Source organism: Bradyrhizobium sp. HKCCYLS3077 (assembly GCF_051167555.1).
In the GTDB taxonomy this organism is placed as follows: domain Bacteria; phylum Pseudomonadota; class Alphaproteobacteria; order Rhizobiales; family Xanthobacteraceae; genus Bradyrhizobium.
In genome coordinates this window covers 111,350-136,072 of sequence record NZ_JBNPTH010000002.1, presented here as the reverse complement: position 1 = coordinate 136,072, position 24,723 = coordinate 111,350, and the positions used below count along the sequence as shown (strand labels likewise).

Annotated in this window: 15 protein-coding genes; 12 read left to right on the top strand and 3 right to left on the bottom strand. The window is 64.6% G+C overall.

The features are described 5' to 3' along the window. Positions 1-33 precede the first annotated feature (33 nt). Positions 34-1,977: a PrkA family serine protein kinase gene (locus ACQR0Z_RS06645; protein ID WP_008962211.1), complete on the bottom strand. Its 1,944-nt coding sequence runs from the start codon at positions 1,975-1,977 to the stop codon at positions 34-36. Positions 1,978-2,422: 445 nt separating this feature from the next. Here ACQR0Z_RS06645 and ACQR0Z_RS06640 point away from each other — a divergent pair, with 445 nt between their 5' ends. From ACQR0Z_RS06640 to ACQR0Z_RS06605, 8 genes are all read left to right on the top strand, one after another. After that, positions 2,423-3,031 (top strand): hypothetical protein, encoded by a 609-nt coding sequence (locus ACQR0Z_RS06640; RefSeq protein WP_434918110.1) that lies wholly within the window; start codon positions 2,423-2,425, stop codon positions 3,029-3,031. A gap of 52 nt (positions 3,032-3,083) precedes the next feature. Next, positions 3,084-3,530 (top strand): DsrE family protein, encoded by a 447-nt coding sequence (locus tag ACQR0Z_RS06635; protein ID WP_434918109.1) that lies wholly within the window; start codon positions 3,084-3,086, stop codon positions 3,528-3,530. A 179-nt stretch (positions 3,531-3,709) separates the two neighbouring features. Next, the gene (locus tag ACQR0Z_RS06630; RefSeq protein WP_434918108.1) at positions 3,710-6,556 is read left to right on the top strand and encodes a bifunctional transaldolase/phosoglucose isomerase; all 2,847 of its coding nucleotides are present in this window, start codon (positions 3,710-3,712) and stop codon (positions 6,554-6,556) included. Positions 6,557-6,569: 13 nt separating this feature from the next. Then, positions 6,570-7,625 (top strand): phosphogluconate dehydrogenase (NAD(+)-dependent, decarboxylating), encoded by a 1,056-nt coding sequence (gene gnd / locus ACQR0Z_RS06625; protein WP_434918107.1) that lies wholly within the window; start codon positions 6,570-6,572, stop codon positions 7,623-7,625. Beyond that, positions 7,622-9,145, top strand: a complete 1,524-nt coding sequence (gene zwf, locus ACQR0Z_RS06620; RefSeq protein WP_434918106.1) for a glucose-6-phosphate dehydrogenase — start codon at positions 7,622-7,624, stop codon at positions 9,143-9,145. The genes gnd and zwf overlap by 4 nt, the downstream gene beginning before the upstream one ends. 29 nt (positions 9,146-9,174) lie before the next feature. After that, on the top strand, positions 9,175-9,894 hold the full coding sequence (gene pgl / locus ACQR0Z_RS06615) for a 6-phosphogluconolactonase (protein ID WP_434918105.1): 720 nt from the start codon (positions 9,175-9,177) through the stop codon (positions 9,892-9,894). Beyond that, positions 9,884-10,411: a gluconokinase gene (locus tag ACQR0Z_RS06610; protein ID WP_434918104.1), complete on the top strand. Its 528-nt coding sequence runs from the start codon at positions 9,884-9,886 to the stop codon at positions 10,409-10,411. Before pgl ends, ACQR0Z_RS06610 begins: the two co-directional genes overlap by 11 nt. A 19-nt stretch (positions 10,412-10,430) precedes the next feature. Further along, positions 10,431-11,243 (top strand): HAD family hydrolase, encoded by an 813-nt coding sequence (locus tag ACQR0Z_RS06605; protein WP_434918103.1) that lies wholly within the window; start codon positions 10,431-10,433, stop codon positions 11,241-11,243. Between the two features lie 18 nt (positions 11,244-11,261). Here ACQR0Z_RS06605 and ACQR0Z_RS06600 read toward each other — a convergent pair whose 3' ends face one another. Beyond that, a complete protein-coding gene (locus ACQR0Z_RS06600) occupies positions 11,262-13,073 on the bottom strand; it encodes a glycoside hydrolase family 15 protein (protein ID WP_434918102.1) in 1,812 nt (603 codons plus the stop codon). Between the two features lie 41 nt (positions 13,074-13,114). Next, the gene (malQ, locus tag ACQR0Z_RS06595; RefSeq protein WP_434918101.1) at positions 13,115-15,067 is read right to left on the bottom strand and encodes a 4-alpha-glucanotransferase; all 1,953 of its coding nucleotides are present in this window, start codon (positions 15,065-15,067) and stop codon (positions 13,115-13,117) included. Positions 15,068-15,440: 373 nt separating this feature from the next. Here malQ and treS point away from each other — a divergent pair, with 373 nt between their 5' ends. Genes treS through treZ form a run of 4 tightly spaced genes read left to right on the top strand, consistent with a single transcriptional unit; the run spans position 15,441 to position 24,721 of the window. Next, positions 15,441-18,743: a maltose alpha-D-glucosyltransferase gene (gene treS, locus ACQR0Z_RS06590; protein ID WP_434918100.1), complete on the top strand. Its 3,303-nt coding sequence runs from the start codon at positions 15,441-15,443 to the stop codon at positions 18,741-18,743. Further along, positions 18,740-20,878 (top strand): 1,4-alpha-glucan branching protein GlgB, encoded by a 2,139-nt coding sequence (glgB, locus tag ACQR0Z_RS06585; protein ID WP_434918099.1) that lies wholly within the window; start codon positions 18,740-18,742, stop codon positions 20,876-20,878. Before treS ends, glgB begins: the two co-directional genes overlap by 4 nt. 4 nt (positions 20,879-20,882) lie before the next feature. Next, the gene (gene glgX / locus ACQR0Z_RS06580; RefSeq protein ID WP_434918098.1) at positions 20,883-22,958 is read left to right on the top strand and encodes a glycogen debranching protein GlgX; all 2,076 of its coding nucleotides are present in this window, start codon (positions 20,883-20,885) and stop codon (positions 22,956-22,958) included. After that, on the top strand, positions 22,955-24,721 hold the full coding sequence (treZ, locus tag ACQR0Z_RS06575) for a malto-oligosyltrehalose trehalohydrolase (RefSeq protein ID WP_434918097.1): 1,767 nt from the start codon (positions 22,955-22,957) through the stop codon (positions 24,719-24,721). Before glgX ends, treZ begins: the two co-directional genes overlap by 4 nt. Positions 24,722-24,723 lie beyond the last annotated feature (2 nt).

The following is a 24,723-nucleotide window of genomic DNA, read 5'->3' as shown; positions in this document are numbered from 1 at the left end:
GCACATGCAGCGACCATCGGCGCCGGACCACGATCAACCCGCCTGCTTCACCCGCATGTACCACTCGACCAGCCGGCGGACCTGCCGCTCGGTATAGCCGCGCTCGACCATGCGCTGGACGAAGTCGGCGTGCTTCTTCTCGGTATCGCCGTCCTTCTTGGTGCCGAAGGAGATGACCGGGAGAAGGTCTTCGACCTGCGAGAATATCCTCTTTTCGATGACTTCGCGGATCTTTTCGTAGGAGGTCCAGGACGGATTTTTTCCGCCGTTCTGGGCCCGGGAGCGCAGCGAGAACTTGACAACCTCGTTGCGGAAGTCCTTCGGGTTGGCGATCCCCGCCGGCTTCTCGATCTTGGTCAGCTCCTGGTTCAAGAGCTCGCGATTGAGCAGCTGTCCCGTATCGGGATCCTTGAAGTCCTGATCCTCGATCCAGGCATCGGCGTAGTCGACGTAGCGGTCGAACAGGTTCTGGCCGTAATCGGAGTAGGATTCCAGATACGCCTTCTGGATCTCGTGGCCGATGAACTCGGCGTAGCGTGGCGCGAGGTCGGCCTTGATGAACTCGAGATAGCGCTTCTCGATCTCCTCCGGCAGCTGCTCGCGCTTGATCGACTGCTCCAGCACGTACATCAGGTGCACGGCGTCGGCCGAGACTTCCGACGTGTCGTGATTGTAGGTCGCGGCCAGCACCTTGAAGGCAAAGCGGGTGGAGATGCCGTCCATGCCCTCGTCGACGCCGGCGGCGTCGCGATATTCCTGCACGCTGCGCGCCTTCGGATCGGACTCCTTCAGGCTCTCGCCGTCATAGACCCGCATCTTGGCGTAGAGCGTCGAGTTCTCGTGCTTGCGCAGGCGCGACATCACCGAGAACCGGGCCAAGGTGTCCAAGGTCGCCGGCGCGCAGGGCGCAGTGGCGAGCTCGGAGCCCTGGATCAGCTTCTCGTAGATCTTGCGCTCTTCGGTGGTGCGCAGGCAGTACGGCACCTTGATGACGCAGATGCGGTCGATGAAGGCCTCGTTGTTCTTGTTGGTCTTGAAGCTCTGCCACTCCGCTTCGTTGGAGTGAGCGAGGATCACGCCGTTATAGGGGATCGCGCCGATGTTCTCGGTGCCGATATAGTTGCCTTCCTGCGTCGCGGTCAGCAGCGGGTGCAGCATCTTGATCGGCGCCTTGAACATCTCGACGAATTCGAGAATGCCCTGGTTGGCGCGGTTGAGACCGCCCGAATAGCTGTAGGCGTCCGGATCGTTCTGCGCGTAGGTCTCCAGCTTGCGGATATCGACCTTGCCGACCAGCGAGGAGATGTCCTGGTTGTTCTCGTCGCCCGGCTCGGTCTTGGCGATACCGATCTGGCGCAGCCGCGACGGCTGGATCTTGGCGACGCGGAATTGCGAGATGTCGCCGCCGAAGGCTTCGAGCCGCTTGTAGCACCATGGGCTCATCAGTCCCGTGAGGCGGCGGCGCGGAATGCCGTATTTCTCCTCCAGCATCGGGCCCAAGGTGTCGGGATCGAACAGGCTGAGCGGAGATTCGAACACCGGGCTCAATTCATCGCCGGCCTTGAGCACGTAGATCGGATGCACCTCCATCAGCTGCTTCAGGCGTTCGGAGAGCGACGACTTGCCGCCGCCGACCGGGCCAAGCAGATAGAGGATCTGCTTGCGCTCTTCCAAGCCCTGCGCGGCGTGGCGGAAGAAGCCGACGATGCGCTCGATCGTATCTTCCATGCCGTAGAAGCCGGCGAAGGCGGGATACAGGCGAACCGTCCGGTTCAAAAAAATACGGCCAAGGCGTGGGTCCTTGGCCGTGTCAATCATCTGAGGCTCACCGATCGCAGCTAGTAGTCGCTCCGCGGCGTTCGCGTATCGCATCGGGTCGGTTCGACACGATTCCAGATATTCCTGCATCGACATGTCGGTCTGGCTTCGGGCCTCGAACGACCTCGCGAACGCGTTGAACAACGAATCGTTGTACATGATCCCTCTCCACGTAGGTTCCGCCGCACTGCTGCAACGAGCCGAGATCGAAGTACGTTCCTCCTGATCTCGAACGACTCAGAGTGAAGCGCGCTAGCCCCTATTGGGCACCGTCTTCGTCCTTTTCCGCAACGCAAAGTGCATGCAGCATATGCCTGATCAACATGCACTTCGCTCAATAGTTCGGCAAACTGGTGCCAATCGGCTCTATTTGTACCTCAATGTCTCTGCTTCGCAACATCCGCAATACCCCGGCACCGTAGTCCCCCCGCGTCGCACAAGGCCTTGTGAAGGCACGTGAACCCGAAGCTGCGACACCCGATGAGGATGGTCGCGCCGGACGTGAACCGCGGATGAACGAGAATATTCTTCGCCGCGACGAAGGATTGGAACGATTCATCCGCGGCGCTTGCCGCGAACAAGTCAGGTTTAATTGGCCACGTTCATGAAACGGATTCTTCTCCTCGTGCTCACGAGCTGCGCGATGGTGGTTGCGGCACGCGCCGACGACATCGTCAGCAAGACGCAAGCGCGCATGTTCGACACACGCGTCTTCACCAAGGCGCCTGGACTGAAGGCTTATGCCTGTTTCACGCGTCGCTACGATGCCGATCATCTCGCGCGCCATCCCAAGCAGAAGGTTTCGGCCATGCAGTTGCTCATGACCGCGGAGATTCCGCCGGGCGAACGCGAGATGACCTATTCGTTTCGTCTGGGCGTGAGCTATCGCGACCGGCCCGGCGATTTCGACTCCAGTGGATCGTGCGAACACGCGCGTGTCAACGACGCCGGTGGAGAGATTCGTTACAATTGCCCCGTTGACTGCGAGGGCGGCGGCATCGAGATCGCGATGGCGAAGGATGACAAGGCCGCGATCGTGCGCTTGACCCGCATCACCGTCTGGCAGCGCGACAACAAACCTGACGCCGAGGCTGGCGACGCGCTGGTCGCCGGCGCCGATGACAAGATCTTCCGCGTCGATCGCAGCGACGTCGCCGACTGCGCGGGGCTGGTGACCGACCGCAAGGAGCTCGCGGCGATCCGGCACAAATGAGACCATCACGAAACAGATGTGGCGCGTTGCTGGCAATGCAAGGAGGCGGACGATGGATCGGCGCAACATGTTGAGAGCAGCCGTCGCCGCCCTTGGCGCGCTGTTCGCGAGCTCGCGCGCACAAGCGGCGACCGAGAGCGCCGCATCCGGCAGATTAAAAGTCGTTTACCATTTGAACGAGAGCGACAAGGTTGGCTTCGTTCTTGGCAACATTCAGAATCACTACGACGGCGTCGGCGGCCCGGATCACGTCACGATCGCGCTGGTGATCCACGGCCCCGCGCTGCGCGCCTTCACTACGGGCGCGGCGCCGGACATCCGCAGCCGCATCGGACATTTCTCCAAGGCCGGCCTGGAGCTCGCCGCCTGCGGCAACACGATGAAGGCCCAGAACATCGCTCTCGGCGATCTGCTGCCAGGCTTCGTCGCGGCCGAGAAAGGCGGCGTCGTCAGGATCGCCGAGCTGCAATCCCAGGGCTATCTCTACATCCGCCCCTGACGTCCCTCCCCACACCCGAAATCCGCCCAAAGCGCTTGGGATTGCACAGGGATCAATCCAATATGAATGGCGTTATCCATATCGGTGGCGCATAGTTGTTCATATTGGGTCCATGTCGGTCTGGCAGGATGCCCCGATTGGAACCCGAAAAAGCAAGCCGACGCACATAGATAGGCATCATGAATCCGGTCAAAGCTCTCGAAGAACACGGCCAGGCGGTCTGGCTCGATTTCCTCGCACGCGGCTTCGTCGCCAAGGGCGACCTCAAGCGGCTGATCGACGAGGATGGCGTCAAGGGCGTCACCTCAAATCCCGCGATCTTCGAGAAAGCGATCGGCAGCTCCGACGAATACGACTCCCCGATCGCCAAGGCGCTGAAGCACGGCGACCGGTCGCCAACCCAGCTGTTCGAGGCCGTTGCCGTCGAGGACATCCAGAACGCCGCCGACGTGCTGCGGCCAGTCTATGACCAGTTCAAGGGCAATGACGGCTTCGTCAGCCTCGAAGTCTCGCCCTATCTGGCGATGGACGCCAAGGGCACGATTGCCGAGGCCGAGCAGCTCTGGAAGGCCGTCGACCGCAAGAACCTGATGATCAAGGTCCCGGCGACGGATGCCTGCCTGCCGGCAATCCAGCATCTGATCTCCAAGGGCATCAGCGTCAACATCACCTTGCTGTTCTCGCAGGAGGTCTATCGACAGGTTGCCGAGGCCTATCTCGCCGGTCTCGAAGCCTATGTCGCCGATGGCGGCGATCCGTCGCATGTCGCGAGCGTGGCGTCGTTCTTCGTCAGCCGCATCGACAGCGTCGTCGACAAGCAGCTGGACGAGAAGATCGCCCAGGCCAACGACCCCACGGAGAAGGAGCGGCTGACCGCGCTGAAGGGCAAGATCGCGATCGCCAATGCCAAGATGGCGTATCAGGATTACAAGCACCTGTTCTCCGGCGACCGTTGGGAGAAGCTGGCCGCTAAGGGCGCCAAGCCGCAGCGCCTGCTCTGGGCCTCCACCGGCACCAAGAACAAGGATTATCGCGACGTCCTCTATGTCGAGGAGCTGATCGGGCCGAACACGGTCAACACCGTGCCGCCGGCGACGCTGGACGCCTTCCGCGATCACGGAGAGGTGCGCGACAGCCTGGAGGAGGACGTCGACGCCGCCAAGGCGGCGCTCGAGGATCTGGCCAAGACCGGCATCTCGCTCGACGACATCACCGCCGATCTCGTGGTCGACGGCGTCAAGCAGTTCGCCGATGCCGCCGACAAGCTGTATGGCGCGGTGGCGCATAAGCGCGCCGTCGTGCTCGGCGAGGCGCTCGGGCAGCAGTCGATCGCGGTTGCTGCTGATCTCGACAAGAAGGTGCAGGCCGCCACCGAGGAGTGGCGCAAGGCCGCCAAGATCCGCCGCCTCTGGCACAAGGATGCTTCGGTCTGGACCGGCAAGGACGAGCACAAATGGCTGGGCTGGCTGACCAGCGCCGAGAAGGCGGATATCGCCGACTATGAGGACTATGCCCAGCGCGTGAAGGGCCAGAAGTTCTCCGACGCGGTCGTGCTCGGCATGGGCGGCTCCAGCCTCGGGCCGGAGGTGCTTGCGAAGACCTTCCCGCGCAAGTCCGGCTTCCCCCGGCTGCACGTGCTCGACTCCACCGACCCGGCGCAGGTGCGGGCGATGGAGAAGAAGATCGATGTTGCGAACACCGTGTTCATCGTCTCCTCGAAATCCGGCGGCACGACCGAGCCGAACGCGATGAAGGATTATTTCTTCGCGCGCGTCAGCGAGGCGATTGGGCCCAAGAAGGCCGGCCATCGCTTCATCGCGGTCACCGATCCCGGCTCGTCGCTGGAAAAGGCGGCCAAGGCGCAGGGCTTTGCGCGTATCTTTCATGGCGAGCCCACCATTGGCGGCCGCTATTCGGTGCTGTCGCCGTTCGGCCTGGTGCCGGCCGCGACCGCCGGCATCGACGTGCGCAAGTTGATCAGCAACGCCTTGTCCATGGTCCGCTCCTGCGGCCCGGACGTGCCGCCGCTGCAGAATTCGGGCGTGCAACTCGGCTTAGCGATGGGCCTTGCCGGGCTTGATGGCCGCGACAAGGTGACGATCTTCGCCTCGCCCAAGATTGCTGATTTCGGCGCCTGGGCCGAGCAGTTGATCGCCGAATCCACCGGCAAGGAGGGCAAGGGCCTGATCCCGATCGACGGCGAGCCGGTCGCCGCGCCCGAGGTCTACGGCCATGACCGCTTCTTCATCGACATCAAGGTCGATGGCGACGATGTCGCCGGCCATGACGACAAGCTCGCCGCCCTCGAAGAGGCGGGTCATCCGGTGGTGCGCATCGTGTTGGCCTCGATCGACCAGCTCGGGCAGGAGTTCTTCCGCTTCGAGATGGCGACGGCCGTTGCCGGCGCCGTGCTCGGCATCAACCCGTTCGATCAGCCCGACGTGGAGTCCGCCAAGATCAAGACCCGCGAGCTCACGGCGGCGTTCGAAGAGACCGGATCGCTTCCCGCCGAAGAGCCGGTCGTCGCCATCAAGGGTTGCGAGCTCTACACCGACAGCCATAACGCCGAGAGCCTGCGCGAGCACGGCGCCAACGGCACCCTCGCCTCCTGGCTGAAGGCGCATCTCAGCCGCGCCGGCGACGGCGACTACATCGCGCTGCTCGGCTATATCGAGCACAATGATGCGAACACCGACGCGCTGCAGCGCATGCGCCTCAAGCTGCGGGACACCAAGCATCTGGCGACCTGCGCCGAGTTCGGCCCGCGCTTCCTGCATTCGACCGGCCAGGCCTACAAGGGCGGACCGGACAGCGGCGTGTTCCTGCAGATCACCGCCGACGATGCGCAGGACCTGCCGATCCCCGGCCAGAAGGCGAGCTTCGGCGTCATCAAGGCGGCTCAGGCGCGCGGCGATTTCGACGTACTTACCGAGCGCGGCCGCCGAGCCTTGCGCGTGCATCTCAAGGGCAATCTGAAGTCGGGCCTGAAGCTGCTCGACAGCGCCATCACCGAAGCGCTGAGCTAGGAAGGTCTCGTCGATGCAGTTGGGAATGATCGGTCTCGGGCGGATGGGCGGCAACATCGTGCGCCGCCTGATGCGCGCGGGACATTCGTGCGTGGTCTATGATCGTGACGCGAAGGCGGTCGCCGCCCTGGTTTCCGAGGGCGCGACGGGTGCCGCGAGCCTGGAAGAGTTCGTCAGCAAGCTCGCGACGCCTCGGCATGCCTGGATCATGCTGCCGGCCGGCAAGATCACCGAAGCGACCGTCGAGCAGCTCACCAAGCTGATGTCCTCCGACGACGTCATCATCGACGGCGGCAACAGTTTCTGGCAGGACGACGTTCGCCGTGGCAAGGCGCTGCGTGAGCGTGGCCTGCATTACGTCGACGTCGGCACCTCCGGCGGCGTCTGGGGTCTCGAGCGCGGCTATTGCATGATGATCGGCGGCGGCAAGGCGGTCGTCGACCGGCTCGATCCGATATTTTCGACGCTCGCTCCCGGCATCGGCGACATCCCGCGCACGCCCGGCCGGGACGGCCGCGATCCTCGCGTCGAGCAGGGCTATATCCACGCCGGCCCGACCGGCGCTGGGCATTTCGTCAAGATGATCCATAACGGCATCGAATACGGCCTGATGCAGGCCTATGCCGAAGGCTTCGACATCCTGCGTCATGCCAACAGCGACGCGTTGCCGGAGGCGCATCGCTTCGATTTCGACCTCGCCGACATCGCCGAGGTCTGGCGCCGCGGTAGCGTGATCCCGTCCTGGCTGCTCGACCTCACCGCGAGCGCGCTCGCGCGCCAGCCGGGCCTGGAAAAATATTCCGGCTATGTCGAGGATTCCGGCGAAGGGCGCTGGACCGTCAATGCCGCGATCGACGAAGCCGTGCCGGCGGAGGTGCTGACCGCGGCGCTGTTCGCACGCTTCCGCTCGCGCCAGGAGCACACATTTGCGGAGAAGATCCTGTCCGCCATGCGCGAAGGCTTCGGCGGCCACAAGGAGCCCGAGCAGCATCCTGATCCGGCGCGCCAGAGCGCCCCGGAGATCGTCAAGCCCAAATCTGACACGGCCGACAAGGCGGACCGCGCGTGACCCCGCTGCATCCTCACCAGCCGCCGCACCAGAAGCCCGACGCCTGCGCCTTCGTCATCTTCGGTGTCAGCGGCGATCTCACGCACCGGCTTGTGCTGCCGTCGCTCTACAATCTCGCCGCCAGCAATCTGCTGCCGGACCGGTTCTGCATCGTCGGCATCGCCCGCAAGGGCATGTCGAGCGAGCAACTCCGCAGCAATCTGATGGAAGGGCTGCGCAAATACGCGACGCGGCCGATCGAGGACGAGATCGCGCAGCGCCTCCTGCATTGCGTGACCGCGATCGAGGCCGATCCGAAGGAGCCGGACAGCTTTGACGAGCTGAAGGAGCGGCTTGAAAAACTCGAAGCCGCGAGGGAGACACACGGCAACCGGCTGTTCTACCTGGCGACACCGCCCGCCGCCTTCGCCCCGATCGCGCAGCAACTCGGCCGCGTCGGGCTGTTGAAGGAGGACGGCAAGGCCTGGCGCCGCCTGGTGGTGGAAAAGCCGTTCGGCACCGATCTCGCCTCCGCCAAGAAGCTCAACGATCAGCTCCTGGAGCTCGTGACCGAGCATCAGATCTACCGGATCGATCACTATCTCGGCAAAGAGACGGTGCAGAACATCCTGGTGCTGCGCTTCGCCAACGGCATGTTCGAGCCGATCTGGAACAGGCATCACATCGACCACGTCCAGATCACGGTCGAGGAGAAGCTCGGCGTCGGCACACGCGGCAGCTTCTACGACGCCACCGGCGCGCTGCGCGACATGGTGCCGAACCATCTGTTCCAGCTGCTGTCGCTGGTGGCGATGGAGCCGCCGGCGCGGTTCGATGCGCATACCGTGCGCTCCGAGAAGGCCGAGGTGCTCTCGGCGATCCAGCCGCTGACCGAAGAGGAAGCGCTGCTGAATTCCGTGCGCGGCCAGTACAAGGCGGGCACGATCGGCGACACCGAGCTGGCTGCTTATCGCGAGACCAGGGATGTGAATCCCGACAGCGCGACCGAGACCTATGCGGCGCTCAAGCTCACGATCGACAATTGGCGCTGGGCCGGCGTGCCGTTCTATCTGCGCACCGGCAAGGCGCTCGGCGCCAAGCGCACCGAGGTCGCGATCAAGTTCCGGCAGGCACCGTTCGCGATGTTCAGCTGCACGCCGATCGATACGCTTGCGGAGAACTATCTCGTGATCGGCATCGAGCCGACGCAGAGCATCACCCTGCAGTTCAACACCAAGATCCCGGGGCCGACCATCCGCACCGACGGCGTGCAGATGAAGTTCAACTACAAGGACTATTTCCAGGCCGAGCCCGCGACCGGCTACGAGACCCTGATCTATGACTGCATGATCGGCGACAACATCCTGTTCCAGCGCGCCGACAGCGTCGAGGCCGGCTGGAAGGCGGTGGAGCCGTTCATCGAAGCCTGGAAGAAGGCTGGCCGCGACGGCCTGCATACGTATGTCGCAGGAAGCGAAGGTCCCAAGGCTGCGGCCGAGCTGCTCGCGCGCGACGGCCGCAGCTGGCGCAAGCCGGTCTGACGATGGCGGGGCTTGCGGACCACCAACTGATGCGCGTCGCCGACAAGGCGACGATGGCAAGGGTCGCGGCCGAACGATTGCTGACACGGATCGACGCCAATCCGGGGCGCGTGGCCATCTGCCTGACCGGCGGATCCAGTCCGAGGCAGCTGTACCAGCTGTTGGCGTCCGATGCCTATCGCGACCGCATTCCCTGGGCGCGCGTGCATTGGTTCATCGGTGACGAGCGCGACGTGCCGCCGGGCGATCCGCTGCACAACATGACGATGGCGCGCCAGGCCTTTCTCGATGCCTGCGCGCCGGCCGCCAACATCCATCCGATCCCAACCGACGCGTCCGGCCCGGAAGCCAGCGCCGCGGACTATCATCGCGCACTGCAAGCGTTCTATGGTGATGCGAAGCTTGATCCCGCCCGCCCGTTGTTCGACCTCGTGCTGCTCGGCATCGGACCAGATGGTCATGTCGCCTCGCTCTTCCCCGGATTTCCGGCCATCGAAGTGACCGATCGCTGGGTGGTCGGCGTCGACAAGGCCCATGTCGCGCCGTTCGTCCCGCGCATCAGCCTCACCCTGCCCGCGCTCGCCTCCTGCCGGACCATGCTGTTCGAGGTTGGGGGCGCCGACAAGCGGGCGATCATGTCGCGCGTGCTGACGGGTGAGGACCTGCCGGCCAATCGCGCCCGCTCGCTCCAGGAAACGATTGTTCTCATCGATGCCGATGCATGGCCGGAGGGGCAAAGTGGCGTCTGACCTGCCCCAGGCGCTCATCGTCATGGGCGTGTCGAGTTCAGGCAAGAGCACGGTCGGCGCCGCCTTGGGCGAGCGGCTCGGCTGGCGCTTCGAGGACGGCGACAGCTTTCATCCGCCGGCCAATGTCGCCAAGATGAGCGCGGGCCATCCGCTGACGGACGAAGACCGCTGGCCTTGGCTGCGAGCCATCGCCGAGGAGATCGCGCGCTGCCGCGCTCACGGCGAGCACATCATTCTCGCCTGCTCGGCGCTCAAGAGAGCCTATCGCGATATCCTGGTGGGCAGCCGCGACGATGTCCGCCTGGTGTATCTCAGCGGCAGCCGCGAGCTGATCGCGGACCGGATGGAGCACCGCGAGAACCATTTCATGCCACCTGGCCTGCTCGCCAGCCAGTTTGCGACGCTGGAACCGCCGACAGCCGACGAGCGTCCTATCACCGTCACGGTCGACGCTCCCATCGCGGCAATCGTCGACGAGGTTCTGCAACAGCTTCACGCCGGCCAGGGTCGCCCCTGACCGCGAACAGGAACGGCTCATGACCCGCATCGCTCTCGTGGTGTCCGATGTCGACGGCACGCTGCTGACGAAGGACAAAGTCCTGACCGAGCGCGCCGCGAAGGCGGCGCGCCGGCTGCACGAATCCGGCGTTGCGTTCACGTTGACCTCCAGCCGCCCGGCGATCGGGATGCGCTTCCTGGTCGAGCCGCTGCAGATCACCCTGCCGCTCGGGCCGTTCAACGGCAGCTCGATCATCGATGCCGACATGCGCCCCGTGGAGCAGAGCCTGATCCCGCAAGGCGCAGCCGAGCGCGCCGTTGACCTCCTCCATCGCACCGGAGTCGACATCTGGGTGTTCACCAACGATGCCTGGCTGACGCGAAATCCGCACGGCGAATACGTGCCGAACGAGCGCCGCGCCATCCGCGCGGAGCCGACGATCGTCGAAGACTTCCAGCCGCATCTCGCGAACGCCTGCAAGATCGTCGGCGCCAGCAGCGATTTCGACCTGCTGGCCCGCTGCGAAGGCGAGATGCGCGACGCACTGGGCAGTGAGGCCACCGCCGTCCGCTCGCAGAGCTACTATCTCGACATCACCCCGCCCGGTCATGACAAGGGCACCTTCGTCTCGGCGATGGCACAACGGCTCGGCATTCCGCTCGACCAGGTCGCGACCATCGGCGACATGCACAATGACGTCGCGATGTTCGAGGTCAGCGGACTGTCGATCGCCATGGGTAATGCAAGCGAGGACGTGAAGAGCAAGGCCACGCGCGTCACGACCTCCAACCAGGACGAAGGCTTCGCCAACGCGATGGAGATGATCCTGGCGGAGAACGCGGAAGGGTAGCCGACGCGCGGGCGAGACTCACGCGTCCGAACGCTGCTTCGCCGGCTTTTCGGCGGCCCTCTTGGCGCTGCACAGGTTCTGCGCCGTATTGATCAGCGCGATGTGCGTCAGTGCCTGCGGAAAATTGCCGGTCTGCCGGCGCGCGTCCGTATCATATTCTTCGGCCAGCAGGCCGACATCGTTGGCGATCCCGACCACGCGCTCGAACAGCGTCTCCGCCTTGGCGATGTCGCCGCCGAGCACATGGGCGTCGGCCAGCCACAGGGTGCAGGCGAGGAACGCGCCCTCGATCGGCTGCTGCTCATCTGTCGGCACCTCCCGCGGATCGTGCCGCAGCACGAAGCCGTCGTGAACGAGATGCTGCTCGATCGCGGCGATGGTGCCGCGAATGCGCGGATCCGAGCTCGGCAGAAAGCCGACCGCGGGCAGCAGCAACAAGCTCGCATCGAGCAGCTTCGAGCCGTAGGAGTCGACGAAGCTACCGACGGAGGCATCGTAGCCCTTCTCGCAGACGTCGTGATGGATGGTCTCGCGCAGCCGCCGCCAACGTTCGAGCGGCGCTTTCAGCCCGAACCGCTCGGCGCTCTTGATGGCGCGATCGAACGCGACCCAGGTCATGACCTTTGAGAACACGTAGTGGCGGCCGTCACCGCGACGCTCCCAGATGCCATGGTCGGGCTGGTCCCAGACATCGGTGAGATGGTCGACCACGGCGCGTTCGAGCGCCCAGGTGCCGTCATTCAGCTTGAGCTTTGTCATGCGCGCCTGATGGAAGGCGTCGATCAGTTCGCCATAGACGTCGAGTTGCAACTGCGCATGCGCGGCGTTGCCGATCCGCACCGGCTGCGAGCCCTCATAGCCGGGCAGCCATTCCGCCTCCCATTCGGTCAGCCGGCGCTGCCCCATGATGCCGTACATGATCTGCATATGCGCCGGCGCGCCGGCGGCTGCACGCAGGAGCCAATTGTGCCAGGCCAGGGCCTCCTCAGTGTAGCCGGAGTTCATCAGCGCCAGCAGCGTAAACGTGGCGTCGCGCAGCCAGCAGAAGCGATAGTCCCAATTGCGCCGACCGCCGAGCTTTTCCGGCAATGATGTCGTGGGCGCCGCGACGATGCCGCCGCTCGGGCCGTAGGTGAGCGCCTTCAGCGTGATCAGCGAGCGCATCACGAGATCACGATGATCTCCCTGAAACGTGCAGCGCTGCGACCACTCCGACCAGAACGCCTCGGTGTCGCGAAGCGCCTGCTCGTAGTCGATCGCGTTGGGGACCGGCAGGTGAGAGGGGCCATAGGTCAACACGAACGGCGCGGTCTCGCCCGCGGTCACCTCGAATTCCGCGATCGTGGTCATGTCTTCGCCATGCGTCGCGACCGGAGTATGCAGCACGGCCATGTCCGGGCCGCACACGGCTAGCAGCGCGGACCGATCCTCGGAGCGCCGCACCCAGGGAATCTCGACGCCGAAGCCGAAGCGGATGATGAGGTCCATCCGCATCGGGACCTTGCCCGAAACGCCGCGGACCAACCGAACGACATCCGAGGCGCTGCCGCGCGGCGGCATGAAGTCGATCAGCTCGACCGTGCCCGTCGCCGTCTCGAACCGGGTCTCGAGAATGAGGCTGTCGCCGCGATAGCGACGCGACGTCGTGGTCACCTCGCCGCGTGGCTCGATCAGCCAGCGGCCGTTGCGATGATCGCCCAGGAGAGCGGCAAAGCAGGCGTCCGAGTCGAACGCCGGCCAGCACAGCCAGTCGATCGACCCGTTGCGGCTCACCAGCGCCGCCGTCTCACAATCACCGATCAGCGCGTAATCTTCGATCCTGCAGGACATTCCACATCCGTGTGCAAATGCCCCCACCCGCACCCCGCATTCTAAACGCCGGCGGGGCTGATCCGTTCGGCCGTCGCCGTTCGCAACGCCTCCAAACTGGTGCTCGCGGCGAGGTCTTCGATCGGAACCGGAATCTTGCGGCGCCAGTTCGGATGCTCGTCGATGGTGCCGGGAATGTTCGGCTGTTCGACGACCCCCAACAGATCCTCGATCGAGATCACGAGCAGGCGCGACCGCGTCCGCGACAGGAAGCCGATCGCGGCATGCACGTCGTTGCTCTGAATCCCATTATGGCGCAGCACCTCGTCCCACAGCCCGAGCGCACGCCAGCGATCCTGGTCGGTCTCGCCGGGATCGATGCCCAGACCACGCTTGGTGTTGAGATCGCCGAACGACCGCCAGCCGGCATAGGTCGACAGATCATGCGTGTTCAGCGTGACCAGCGCGTTGGGCGGATAATAGTCGAGATCGCGGAAGCGGCCGCTGTCGTCGCGCTCGAAGATCATCACCTTGTAGGACCACAGGCCCCAATCCGCCATCTGCTCGCGAAAACCTTCCGGCACGGTGCCGAGATCCTCGCCGATGACGATGCACTGGTTGGCGACGCTTTCCATCGCGGTGGCGGCAAGCAGCGCATCGAACGGCATCAGGACATAGGCGCCCTGCTTGGCCGGAAAGCCGTGCGGGACCAGATAGAGCCGCTTCAGCCCGAGCACGTGATCGAGCCGGATCGCGCCGGCATGGCGCATCGAGGCCCGGATCATCTCCCGGAACGGCTCGAAATTCTTCAGCTCCAGCCCCGGCGCGTTAAAGCCCGCCAGGCCCCAGTTCTGACCGACCGTGTTGAGCGGATCGGGCGGCGCGCCGACCGACAGCGTCCGCGAGATAGCGCCCTGCTCGTTCCAGGCATCGAAGCCGTCGGATTGAACGCCGACGGCGACGTCGAGATAGAGCCCGACCTTCATGCCGAGGCGATGCGCGAGATCCTTGCAATGGCGCAGCTGCCGCTCGGCGAGCCACTGCACATAGGCGACGAAATCGGCCTCGCGGCTATCAGGCCCGGCGAGCAGCGCCGCGCAGCGCGCCGGATCGGGTTGGCGCCATTCCTCGGGCCACTCCCACCACGGCGTCTGAAACTGGTGACGCAGCACCTCGAAGCAGGTGAAGCGCGCCAGGAGGTCGCCGCGCTCGGCGCGGTAGGCCTTGAACTCGGCGGCGTCAGCACTGCTCGGCGCGGCCATGAAAGCATCGAAGGCTGCGCGCAGCGCCGGCCATTTCAATGCAGCGACACCCTTGTAATCCACCAACTCGGCCTGCCGCAGCGGCTCGAGAGCCTTGCTGTCCGGCCCGTTGGCAAAACCCGGCGCCTGCTCGACGTCGACATAGAGCGCATTGAGAAACAGCCGGCTGTTCGGCGCATAGGGGCTGAAATCGCCGGGCCGGTCGTCGAACAGCGCGTGCAGCGGATTGAGGCCGACACCGTCGGCACCAAGCTTCGCACACTGCGTGATCAGATCCGCCAGGTCCGTGAAATCGCCCATGCCCCAGTTGCGGCGTGAACGGATGCCATAAAGCTGAACCGCGAGCACCCAGACGCGATCGAAATCACCACTGAAAGCCTTGCCCGGCGTGACCAGCAGCGGCAGCTCATCGCGGCATGACGACGCATCGGTCAATTCGACCCGATAGCTGCCGACCGGAAGATCGGCCGGCCATTCGAGGGAGAACTCCTGCGCCTCGCCGCGCGCGACCACGACATCTCCGCGCTTGACCGCCCAGACCACCGGCAGCTTGGCCGCCTCGTCCAATCGGCTGCGCGCCGGTTGCCCGGAGCGAATCACGACGGCGCCGTTCAGAAGCGGGTGCGGCGTGGCCCTTGGGAAGGCCTCGACGATGATTTTGAGGGCCGCCTCGTCGGTGACGCGGAGTTGTCCCTGACCATCGTAGAATTCTGTCAGGATTCCGAGACTGTGAGCTTCTTTGAAGAGATCCATTCGGCACGCGATTCTGGACGTGGCAAGTGTCGCACGTCGTCAAATTGTTGTTGGAAGGCAACAGGATAGACCCCCAACGCGCCGCCCTCGCGCTCGTTCCCTGGGGAACAAAATCGCCCGTGGCAGCTTTGTTATGGGGTCGTCTCGGGTCCTAGCGAACCGGGACACTGTTTTCTTGTCAATGGCATCACCGTGAACAAATTCGCGCACACGTTCGAGAGCGTCCTCCGGCGAGACGCTTTCTCCCCTATTCTGCCCTCTTTTGAGGAGAGCCGCATCTCGCGGGGCCGATGCCATCACGACCAGAGCCGATGGGACCACACCCCGCGCGATTGCAGCCGCTTCGTTCTCCTCCTTCCCCGGTGAGGGCCTCATGAACCTGATGTCATCCCTGGACGCCCCGCTCCAGACCGAGACCGATGGCGACGGCCTCTGGTACAAGGACGCGATCATCTACCAGTTGCACGTCAAGGCATTCGCCGACAGCAACAATGACGGGATCGGCGATTTCGCCGGCCTCACCGAAAAGCTCGACTACCTGCAGGATCTCGGCGTCACCGCGCTGTGGCTGCTGCCGTTCTATCCCTCGCCCGGGCGCGACGACGGCTACGACATCGCCGACTACGGCAGCATCAATCCCGATTTCGGGACCATGAAGGATTTCAAGCGCTTCATCCAGGAAGCGCAGCGCCGGGGCCTGCGCGTGATCACGGAGCTCGTGGTCAACCACACCTCCGACCAGCATCATTGGTTCAAGCGGGCCCGCCGCAGTCCGCCCGGGTCGAGCGCGCGCAACTGGTATGTCTGGAGCGACACCGACCAGAAATATCTGGGCACGCGCATCATCTTCACCGACACCGAGAAGTCCAATTGGACCTGGGACCCCGAAGCCGGCCAGTTCTACTGGCACCGCTTCTTCTCGCATCAGCCGGACCTGAACTTCGACAATCCGCGGGTGGTCAGCGCGATCATCCAGGTGATGAAGCGCTGGCTCGACGCGGGCGTCGACGGCTTCCGGCTCGACGCGATCCCTTATCTCTGCGAGCGCGACGGCACCAACAACGAGAACCTGCCGGAGACGCACGCGATCATCAAGCGGCTGCGGGTCGAACTCGACAATTACGCCAAGGACAAGCTGCTGCTGGCCGAGGCCAATCAGTGGCCGGAGGACGTGCAGGAATATTTCGGCCAGGGCGACGAGTGCCACATGGCCTATCATTTCCCGCTGATGCCGCGCATCTACATGGCGATCGCGCAGGAAGACCGCTTTCCGATCACCGACATCCTGCGCCAGACTCCCGATATCCCCGCCACCTGCCAATGGGCGCTCTTCCTGCGCAACCACGATGAGCTGACCTTGGAGATGGTGACCGACGTCGAGCGCGACTATCTGTGGTCGACCTATGCCAACGATCCGCGCGCCCGCATCAATGTCGGCATCCGCCGGCGGCTCGCGCCGCTGATGGACAATGACCGGCGCAAGATCGAGCTGATGAACTCGCTCTTGATGTCGTTCCCGGGCACGCCGATCATCTACTACGGCGACGAGATCGGCATGGGCGACAACATCTATCTCGGCGACCGCAACGGCGTGCGTACGCCGATGCAATGGACTCCGGATCGCAACGGCGGCTTCTCGCGCGCCGACCCGGCCCGGCTCTACGCGCCGATGATCATGGACCCTGTCTATGGCTACGAGGCGGTCAACGTCGAGGCGCAATCGCGCAGCCAGTCGTCGCTGCTGCACGCGACCAAGAAGCTGATCTCGGTGCGCAAGTCGACACTCGCTTTCGGCCGGGGCACCATGACGTTCATCCGGCCGGCCAACCGGTCGGTGCTGGCGTATGTGCGACAGTACAAGGACGAGGTCATCCTCTGCGTCGCCAACCTGTCGCGTTCGGCACAGGCGACCGAGCTCGATCTCTCGGCCTTCAAGGACCGCGTGCCGATCGAAATGCTCGGACGGTCGCGTTTCCCCGCGATCGGCGATCTTCCCTACATGATCACGCTCGCGCCCTACGGCTTCTATTGGTTCCAGCTCAAGGAGCGCGAGAAGTCCGAGCCCGTCATTCAACGTGCCGTTCCGGAATTCGAGACGCTGGTGGTGCCGCTCGGCTCGACCTGGGTCTCGCTGGCGCGTACCCGCAGCGTGTTCGAGCGCGACGTGCTGCCGGGACATCTGTCGCGCACGCGCTGGTATCCCGAGCGCTCGGCCGACGCGATCCACCCGACGCTGACCTCGGCGATCCCGTTCTGCGACATCGGCGACAACCGTCCCTGGCTGATCTTCTTCAAGGCGTCCGAGCGCGACGACAAGCTGCGCTACCTGTTGCCGATGCAGATCGAATGGGTGCGCTTCGATCGCGACCGCTACAATCCGCAGGCCCTTGCCGCCGTGCGCCAGGGCGCCCGTGAGGGCACCCTGCTCGACGCTGCCACCAGCCCGATCTTCCTCGCGCTGCTGCTGCACAATCTGCAGCGCTCGCTGACCGTGGAGGAGAATGGCGTCCGGCTGGACTTCCGCCCGACCTCGAAATTCCCCGACAAGCAGATCCGTGAATCCGAGCAGGTGCGTGTGGTCGAGACCGACCGCTGCAGCAGCAAGGCGGTCGTCAACAACGAGTTCTTCGTCAAGATCCGCCGTGAGCTCGAGGCAGGTCCGCATCCAGAAGTCGACGTCGGCCGCTTCCTGACGGAGACGGTCGGCTTTGCCAACGTGCCGCCGCTGCTCGGCAGCGTCGAGGTGATTCAGGAGGGCGAGCGGCAGACCGTCGGCTGTGTCCACGGCTACATCGAGAACCAGGGCGATGGCTGGACCGTGAGCGCCGCCTATCTCGACCGCTTTGTCGACGATCAGCGCGTCTTTGCCGCCAGCGGCGACGAGCGCCAGAGCGAGGAGCTCTCGCCCTATCTGCGCTACATGACCCAGGCCGGCCGCCGCTTCGGCGAGTTGCATGCCGCACTCGCTTCGCGCAGCGACCTGCCGGAGTTCGCCCCCGAACCGACCACGGCCGATGGTCTCGATCACTGGATCGACCGGCTGCGCGCCGAGGCCGGCCGGGTGGTGGCCGGGCTGAGCGAACGCCGCGACCACCTGAAGGAGCCAGAGCGGGGACTGGCGGATCAGGTGCTCGCCAGACGCGGCGAATTGTCGGAACGGCTGAGCACCTTGATTCTGCACCAAATCGGCGGCTGCGACATCCGTCTGCATGGCGATTTCCATCTCGGCCAGATCCTGATCGTCAAGGACGACATCGTCATCATCGACTTCGATGGTGACGAGGGACTGCCGCTCGCCGAGCGCCGCCGCAAGGCCCCGCCGGCGCGCGACATCGCAGGCTTCCTGCGCTCGATCGATTGCTCGGCCCGCGTTGCACTCGAGCGCGCGTTGAAGGCAGGTCCTGACGATCACGGCCGGATCGCCGCCGCGTTGTCGGAGTGGCGCGATCAGGCGACTGCCGCATTCCTGGGCGGTTATCGCGAGGTCAAGGCCAACCAGCGCCTCTGGCCGGACGATCCGCACAGCGCGGAGGCGCTCCTTAACTTTTTCCTGCTGGAAAAAGCCCTCGGCGCGCTCGAATATGATCTGGCCCACCGGCCGGATTGGCTTCGCGTCGCGCTGGGCAATCTGCTTCGCGTCCTGTCCGTGCCAGCTCCTGCCAGCGAGTCTTCATGACACATCTTTCTCCCGAGGCGTTTGCGATCATCGAGGGCCGGCATGCCGACCCGTTTCGCTATCTCGGTCAGCACAATGTGGACGGCAAGACCGTCGTGCGCGCGTTCCTGCCGGAGGCTTCCCGGGTGGAGGTGGTCGGCGAGCATGGCGAAGTGGCACCGCTGGCGCGCATCCACGATGCCGGCCTGTTCACCGGGACGATGTCGTCGATGCAGCGCTATCGCCTGCGCGCCACCTTTGGCGATCAGGTCACCGACCTCGAGGACCCCTACCGCTTCCTGCCCATTCTCAGCGATTTCGACCTGCATCTGCTCGGCGAGGGCAACCACGAGCGGCTCTACGACAAGCTCGGCGCGCACCCGACGGTGATCGACGGCGTCGACGGCGTCGGCTTCATCGTGCTCGCGCCGAATGCGCGGCGCGTCAGCGTGGTCGGGGATTTCAACTTCTGGAATGCGCGGCGGCATCCGATGCGGGTGCGTGGCAACGGTTATTGGGAGCTGTTCATTCCGCGCGCCCGCGCCGGCGACCACTACAAGTTCGACATCATCGGCCCGCAGGGCGAGCACCTGCCGCTGAAGTCCGATCCGATGGCGTTCGCAGCCGAAGTGCGCCCGAAGACGGCCTCGATCGTCGTCGACGAAACGCGCCTGCCCCGGCCGCAACCGGCGCCGCACGACATCAACAAGCTGAACAGGCCGGTCTCGATCTACGAGGTGCATCTCGGCTCGTGGCGGCGCAAGGACGACAATCAATGGCTGACCTATCGCGAGCTGGCCGAACAGCTGCCGGCCTATGCGCGCGACATGGGCTTCACCCATATCGAATTTCTCCCTATCAACGAGCACCCGTTCGACGGCTCCTGGGGTTATCAGCCCACCGGCCTGTACGCGCCGACCAGCCGCTTCGGCAGCCCTGAGGATTTCTGCACACTGATCGATGCCTGCCATCGCGAGGGCCTCGCGGTGTGGCTCGACTGGGTGCCGGGACATTTCCCGGACGATCCGCACGGCCTCGGCCATTTCGACGGCACCGCGCTGTACGAGCATGCCAACCCGATGCAGGGCCGGCACCTCGACTGGGGCACGCTGATCTACAATTACGGCCGCACGGAAGTCGCCAATTTCCTGCGCTCCAATGCGCTGTTCTGGCTCGAGCGCTACGGCATCGACGGCCTGCGCGTCGACGCCGTCGCCTCGATGCTCTATCTCGACTACAGCCGTCCCTCCGGCGGCTGGATCCCGAACAAGTTCGGCGGCCGCGAGAATCTCGAAGCCATCGAGTTTCTGCGCCGGACCAACATCGACGTGTTCGGCCATTTCCCGCAGGCCACCACGGCGGCCGAGGAGTCCACCGCGTGGCCGCAGGTGTCGCGGCCGGTCGACATGGGCGGGCTCGGCTTCGGCTACAAGTGGAACATGGGCTGGATGCACGACACCTTGCGCTACGTCAGCAAGGATCCGATCCACCGCAAATATCATCACGGCGAGATCCTGTTCGGGCTGCATTACGCCTTCTCGGAAAACTTCATTCTGCCGCTGTCGCACGACGAGGTCGTGCACGGCAAGCGCTCGATCCTCGGCCGCATGCCCGGCGACGACTGGCAGCGCTTTGCCAATCTGCGCGCCTATTACAGCTTCATGTTCGGCCACCCCGGCAAGAAGCTGCTGTTCATGGGCTGCGAGATCGCCCAGGAGCGGGAGTGGAATCACGACACCTCGCTCGATTGGCACCTGCTCGGTGACGGCAGATATGCCGGCATCCAGGCGCTGATCCGCGACCTCAATCATCTCTATCGCAACGTGCCGGCGCTGCACGAACGCGACTGCGAACCGGACGGCTTCGAGTGGCTGATCGCCGACGATTCCGACCGCAATGTCTTCGCCTGGGTGCGAAAAGGTTTCGATGACCATGCCCGCTGCGTCGTGGTCGTGAACTTTTCGCCCAACGTGTATTACAATTACCGGGTCCGCGTGCCGCTCGGCGGCACATGGAGGGAAGCTTTCAACTCCGACTCCCTCCATTATGGCGGCAGCAATGTCGGCAATGTCGGCCAGGTCCATGCCTCTGAAGATCAACACCTCAACCTCATCCTCCCGCCCATGGCAGCGGTATTTCTCGTCCCGGAAGCCTGATTCCATGCGCTTGGCCGCAGGAAGCCACGCCCGTCTCGGCGCCACCTGGGACGGACGGGGGACGAATTTTGCGTTGTTTTCCGCCAATGCCGAGAAGGTCGAGCTCTGCCTGTTCGACAGCCAGGGCCGGCGCGAGATCGAACGCATCGAGCTGCCGGAGCGGACCGAGGACGTCTGGCACGGCTACCTGAACGACGTCTCGCCGGGCCAGCTCTATGGCTACCGCGTCTATGGCCCGTACGAGCCGGAGCGCGGCCACCGCTTCAACGCCAACAAGCTGCTGCTCGACCCCTATGCCAAGCGCCTCGCCGGCCGGCTGGTCTGGAGCGACGCGCATTTCGCCTACCGCGCCGGCTCGCCGCGCGAGGACCTGTCGTTCGACCGCCGCGACAATGCGCGCGGCATGCCCAAGGCCGTCGTCATCGACGAGACCTTCAACTGGGGCCGGCGCGAGATGCGGCCGCAGATCCCATGGGAGGACACGATCATCTACGAGGCCCACGTCAAGGGCCTGACCAACAAGCGCGACGACGTGCCGCCGAACCTCCGCGGCACCTATGGCGGCCTGTCGTCGCCGGCGATGATCAAGCATCTGAAGCGGCTCGGCGTGACCACGGTCGAATTGCTTCCGATCCATGCCTTCATCGACGACCGCATGCTGGTCGAGAAGAAGCTGGTCAATTACTGGGGCTACAACACGATCTCGTTCTTCGCGCCGGAGCAGCGCTACGCGCAGGACAATCCGCTCGACGCATTCAGGACGACCATCGCGCGGCTGCACGACGCCGGCATCGAGGTCATGCTCGACGTCGTCTACAACCACACCGCCGAAGGCAACCATCTCGGGCCGACGCTGTGCTACCGCGGCATCGACAACGCCTCCTATTATTGGCTCAAGCCCGACAATCCGCGCTTCTATGACGACTTCACCGGATGCGGCTCGTCGGTGAATCTCACGCATCCGCGCGTGCTGCAAATGGTGATGGATTCCCTGCGCTATTGGGTCGAGGTCTGCCATGTCGACGGCTTCCGCTTCGACCTCGCCACGACCTTGGCGCGCGAGAAGCACGGCTTCGACCGGCGCAGCGGTTTCCTCACCGCGATCCGGCAGGACCCTGTTCTGGCCGGCGTCAAGCTGGTCGCCGAGCCCTGGGACGTCGGCCTCGGCGGCTACCAGGTCGGCGCCTTCCCGTCGCAATGGTCGGAGTGGAACGACCGCTATCGCAGCGCCATGCGACGCTACTGGAGCGGCGAAGGCAGCCTGATCGGCGAAGTCTCGAGCCGCATGACCGGCTCGTCCGACATCTTCAACCATGACGGCCGCACCCAGCGCGCCAGCGTCAACCACGTCACCGTCCATGACGGTTTCACACTGGCCGATCTGTTCGCCTACAACAGCAAGCACAACGAGGCCAATGGCGAGGACAATCGCGACGGCTCCAACGACAATCACAGCAACAATTTCGGCCATGAAGGGCCGACCGACGACGTCACGATCAATGCGCTGCGGCGGCAGTCGCGCAAAAACCAGCTCGCCTGTCTGTTCCTGGCGCAGGGCCTGCCGCTGCTGCTCGCGGGCGACGAGGTCGGCAACTCGCAACACGGCAACAACAACGCTTATTGCCAGGACAACGAGGTCGGCTGGGTCGATTGGAGCGGCATGGGCCGCGAGGGCGACGACCTCACCGACTTCATCGCGCACATGACAGAATTGCGCCGTCGCTTCGGCCAGATCCGCGCGCGCCGCTGGTTGGATGGCCGCCGCTCCGACGGCAGCTTCGGCGTGTTGTGGCTGACGCCTGCGGCGGAGGAAATGACGCAGACCGACTGGACTTTTCCCGACGGACGATTTCTCGCCTATGTGCTCGGCCCGGTGGAACAGGAACAGGCTCCGATCTTTATCGTTCTGAACGCCGCCCCCGAAGAGATCGGATTCAAATTGCCCAAGCTCGCCGAAACCAAGATTTGGCAACAGGTTCTCGACACCACCCAAGCCCAGCAGAAGCAGGCCGACTTCGCAGCAGGGGCTGACCTGAAGGCACCACCCCGCTCTGTCCTGGCGTATGCGGGCCTGTCATGAGCGCGCGTCAGTTCGGACCTCGCATCACCGCCAACGGCACGACCTTCCGGCTGTGGGCGCCCGCCGCCGAGCGGGTCGATCTGGTGCTCGACGGACGTCATGAGATGCAGCGCGGCGACGGCGGCTGGTACACGCTCGATCTCCCCGGCGTCGGCGGCGGCGCGCGCTACAAGTTTCGTATTGATGACGAGCTCGACGTTCCCGATCCCGGCTCCGACTTCCAGCCCGAGGATGTGTTCGGCCCGAGCGAGGTGATCGATCACAGCACCTACACCTGGCGCTCCAAGGAGTGGCGTGGACGGCCGTGGCAGGATGCGGTGTTCCTGGAAAGCCATGTCGGCACCTTCACCCAGGACGGCACTTACAGGGCGATGATCGACAAGCTCGATCATCTCGTCGAGACCGGCATCACCGCGCTCGAGTTGATGCCGCTGGCGGACTTCGCCGGCTCGCGCAACTGGGGCTATGACGGCGTACTGCTCTACGCGCCCGATCACGTCTACGGCCGTCCCGACGATCTGCGCGCGCTGATCGACGAGGCGCATCTGCGCGGGCTGATGGTGTTCCTCGACGTCGTCTACAATCACTTCGGCCCGGAAGGGAATTACATCGGTCGCTATGCGCCGACCTTCTTCACCGACGCCCACACGCCGTGGGGCAGCGCCATCGACTACCGCAAGCCGGAGGTGCGCGCCTTCGCGATCGAGAACGCGCTGCATTGGTTGACCGACTATCGCTTCGACGGACTGCGCTTCGACGCCGTCAATCACATCCTCCACAATGAGGGTGAGATCCCGATGCTGCACGATCTCAGTGCGGCGGTCGGCAAGCTCGCCGCGCAGACGGGGCGACACATCCATCTCGTGCTCGAGAACGGCGACAACCGCGCCAGCATGCTCGACGCCGCGGAAGACCCGCCGCGCGGCAAGTTCCGTGCGCAGTGGAATGATGACTATCACCATGTCTGGCACGTGATGCTGACCGGCGAGACCGGCGGCTATTATGGCGACTACCAGCAATCGCCGCGCAGCGGGCTCGCGCGCGCCCTCGCGTCCGGCTTCGTCTATCAGGGCGAGCAGGCCGCCTTCTGGGGAGGCATTGCCAGGGGCGAACCGAGCGGTCATCTCGCCCCCGGCGCGTTCGTGAATTTCCTGCAGAACCACGACCAGATCGGCAACCGCGTGTTCGGCGACCGTCTCGAAGCGCTGGCCCCGCCCGAAGGCATCGCGGCCGCGCTGGCGGTCACGCTGCTCGCGCCGACCGTGCCGATGCTGTACATGGGCGAGGAATGGGGCTCAAAGCAGCCCTTCCCGTTCTTCTGCGACTTCAAGGGCGATCTTGCGAACGCCGTGCGCAAGGGACGCCGCAGCGAATATGAGTGGGCGTATGCCAAGTATGGCGACGAGGTGCCCGATCCGCTCGACATCGAGACGTTCAAGTCCGCGATCATCGATTGGGACGCGCGCAACGAGTCTCCAGGCCGCGAGCGCCTCGCCTTGGTGCGCAATCTGCTCGTCGCACGCCACCGGCATGTAGCGCCGCGACTGCCGGGCGCGAGCTTCGGCAAGGCCGACGTCACCGATGATGGCCGCCTCAGCGCGCATTGGGTCATGGGCGACGGCACCAAGCTGCGGCTGCTCGCCAACGTCTCCGACACGGAGATCGCGGGTGATGCGAGCCTGCTCACGAGCACGCCAATCTGGGGCGGCACGCCGGGCGATCGTCTTCCGCCCTGGTCGGTGTTCTGGAGCATTGGAGGATAGTC

Coding starts and splice junctions, on each gene's coding strand:
- glgX (WP_434918098.1), top strand. CDS start 20,883: ATGCGCTTGGCCGCAGGAAGCCACGCCCGTCTCGGCGCCACCTGGGAC.
- ACQR0Z_RS06640 (WP_434918110.1), top strand. CDS start 2,423: ATGAAACGGATTCTTCTCCTCGTGCTCACGAGCTGCGCGATGGTGGTT.
- malQ (WP_434918101.1), bottom strand. CDS start 15,067: ATGGATCTCTTCAAAGAAGCTCACAGTCTCGGAATCCTGACAGAATTC.
- gnd (WP_434918107.1), top strand. CDS start 6,570: ATGCAGTTGGGAATGATCGGTCTCGGGCGGATGGGCGGCAACATCGTG.
- ACQR0Z_RS06630 (WP_434918108.1), top strand. CDS start 3,710: ATGAATCCGGTCAAAGCTCTCGAAGAACACGGCCAGGCGGTCTGGCTC.
- treZ (WP_434918097.1), top strand. CDS start 22,955: ATGAGCGCGCGTCAGTTCGGACCTCGCATCACCGCCAACGGCACGACC.
- ACQR0Z_RS06600 (WP_434918102.1), bottom strand. CDS start 13,073: ATGTCCTGCAGGATCGAAGATTACGCGCTGATCGGTGATTGTGAGACG.
- ACQR0Z_RS06645 (WP_008962211.1), bottom strand. CDS start 1,977: ATGTACAACGATTCGTTGTTCAACGCGTTCGCGAGGTCGTTCGAGGCC.
- ACQR0Z_RS06605 (WP_434918103.1), top strand. CDS start 10,431: ATGACCCGCATCGCTCTCGTGGTGTCCGATGTCGACGGCACGCTGCTG.
- ACQR0Z_RS06635 (WP_434918109.1), top strand. CDS start 3,084: ATGGATCGGCGCAACATGTTGAGAGCAGCCGTCGCCGCCCTTGGCGCG.
- treS (WP_434918100.1), top strand. CDS start 15,441: ATGAACCTGATGTCATCCCTGGACGCCCCGCTCCAGACCGAGACCGAT.
- glgB (WP_434918099.1), top strand. CDS start 18,740: ATGACACATCTTTCTCCCGAGGCGTTTGCGATCATCGAGGGCCGGCAT.
- pgl (WP_434918105.1), top strand. CDS start 9,175: ATGCGCGTCGCCGACAAGGCGACGATGGCAAGGGTCGCGGCCGAACGA.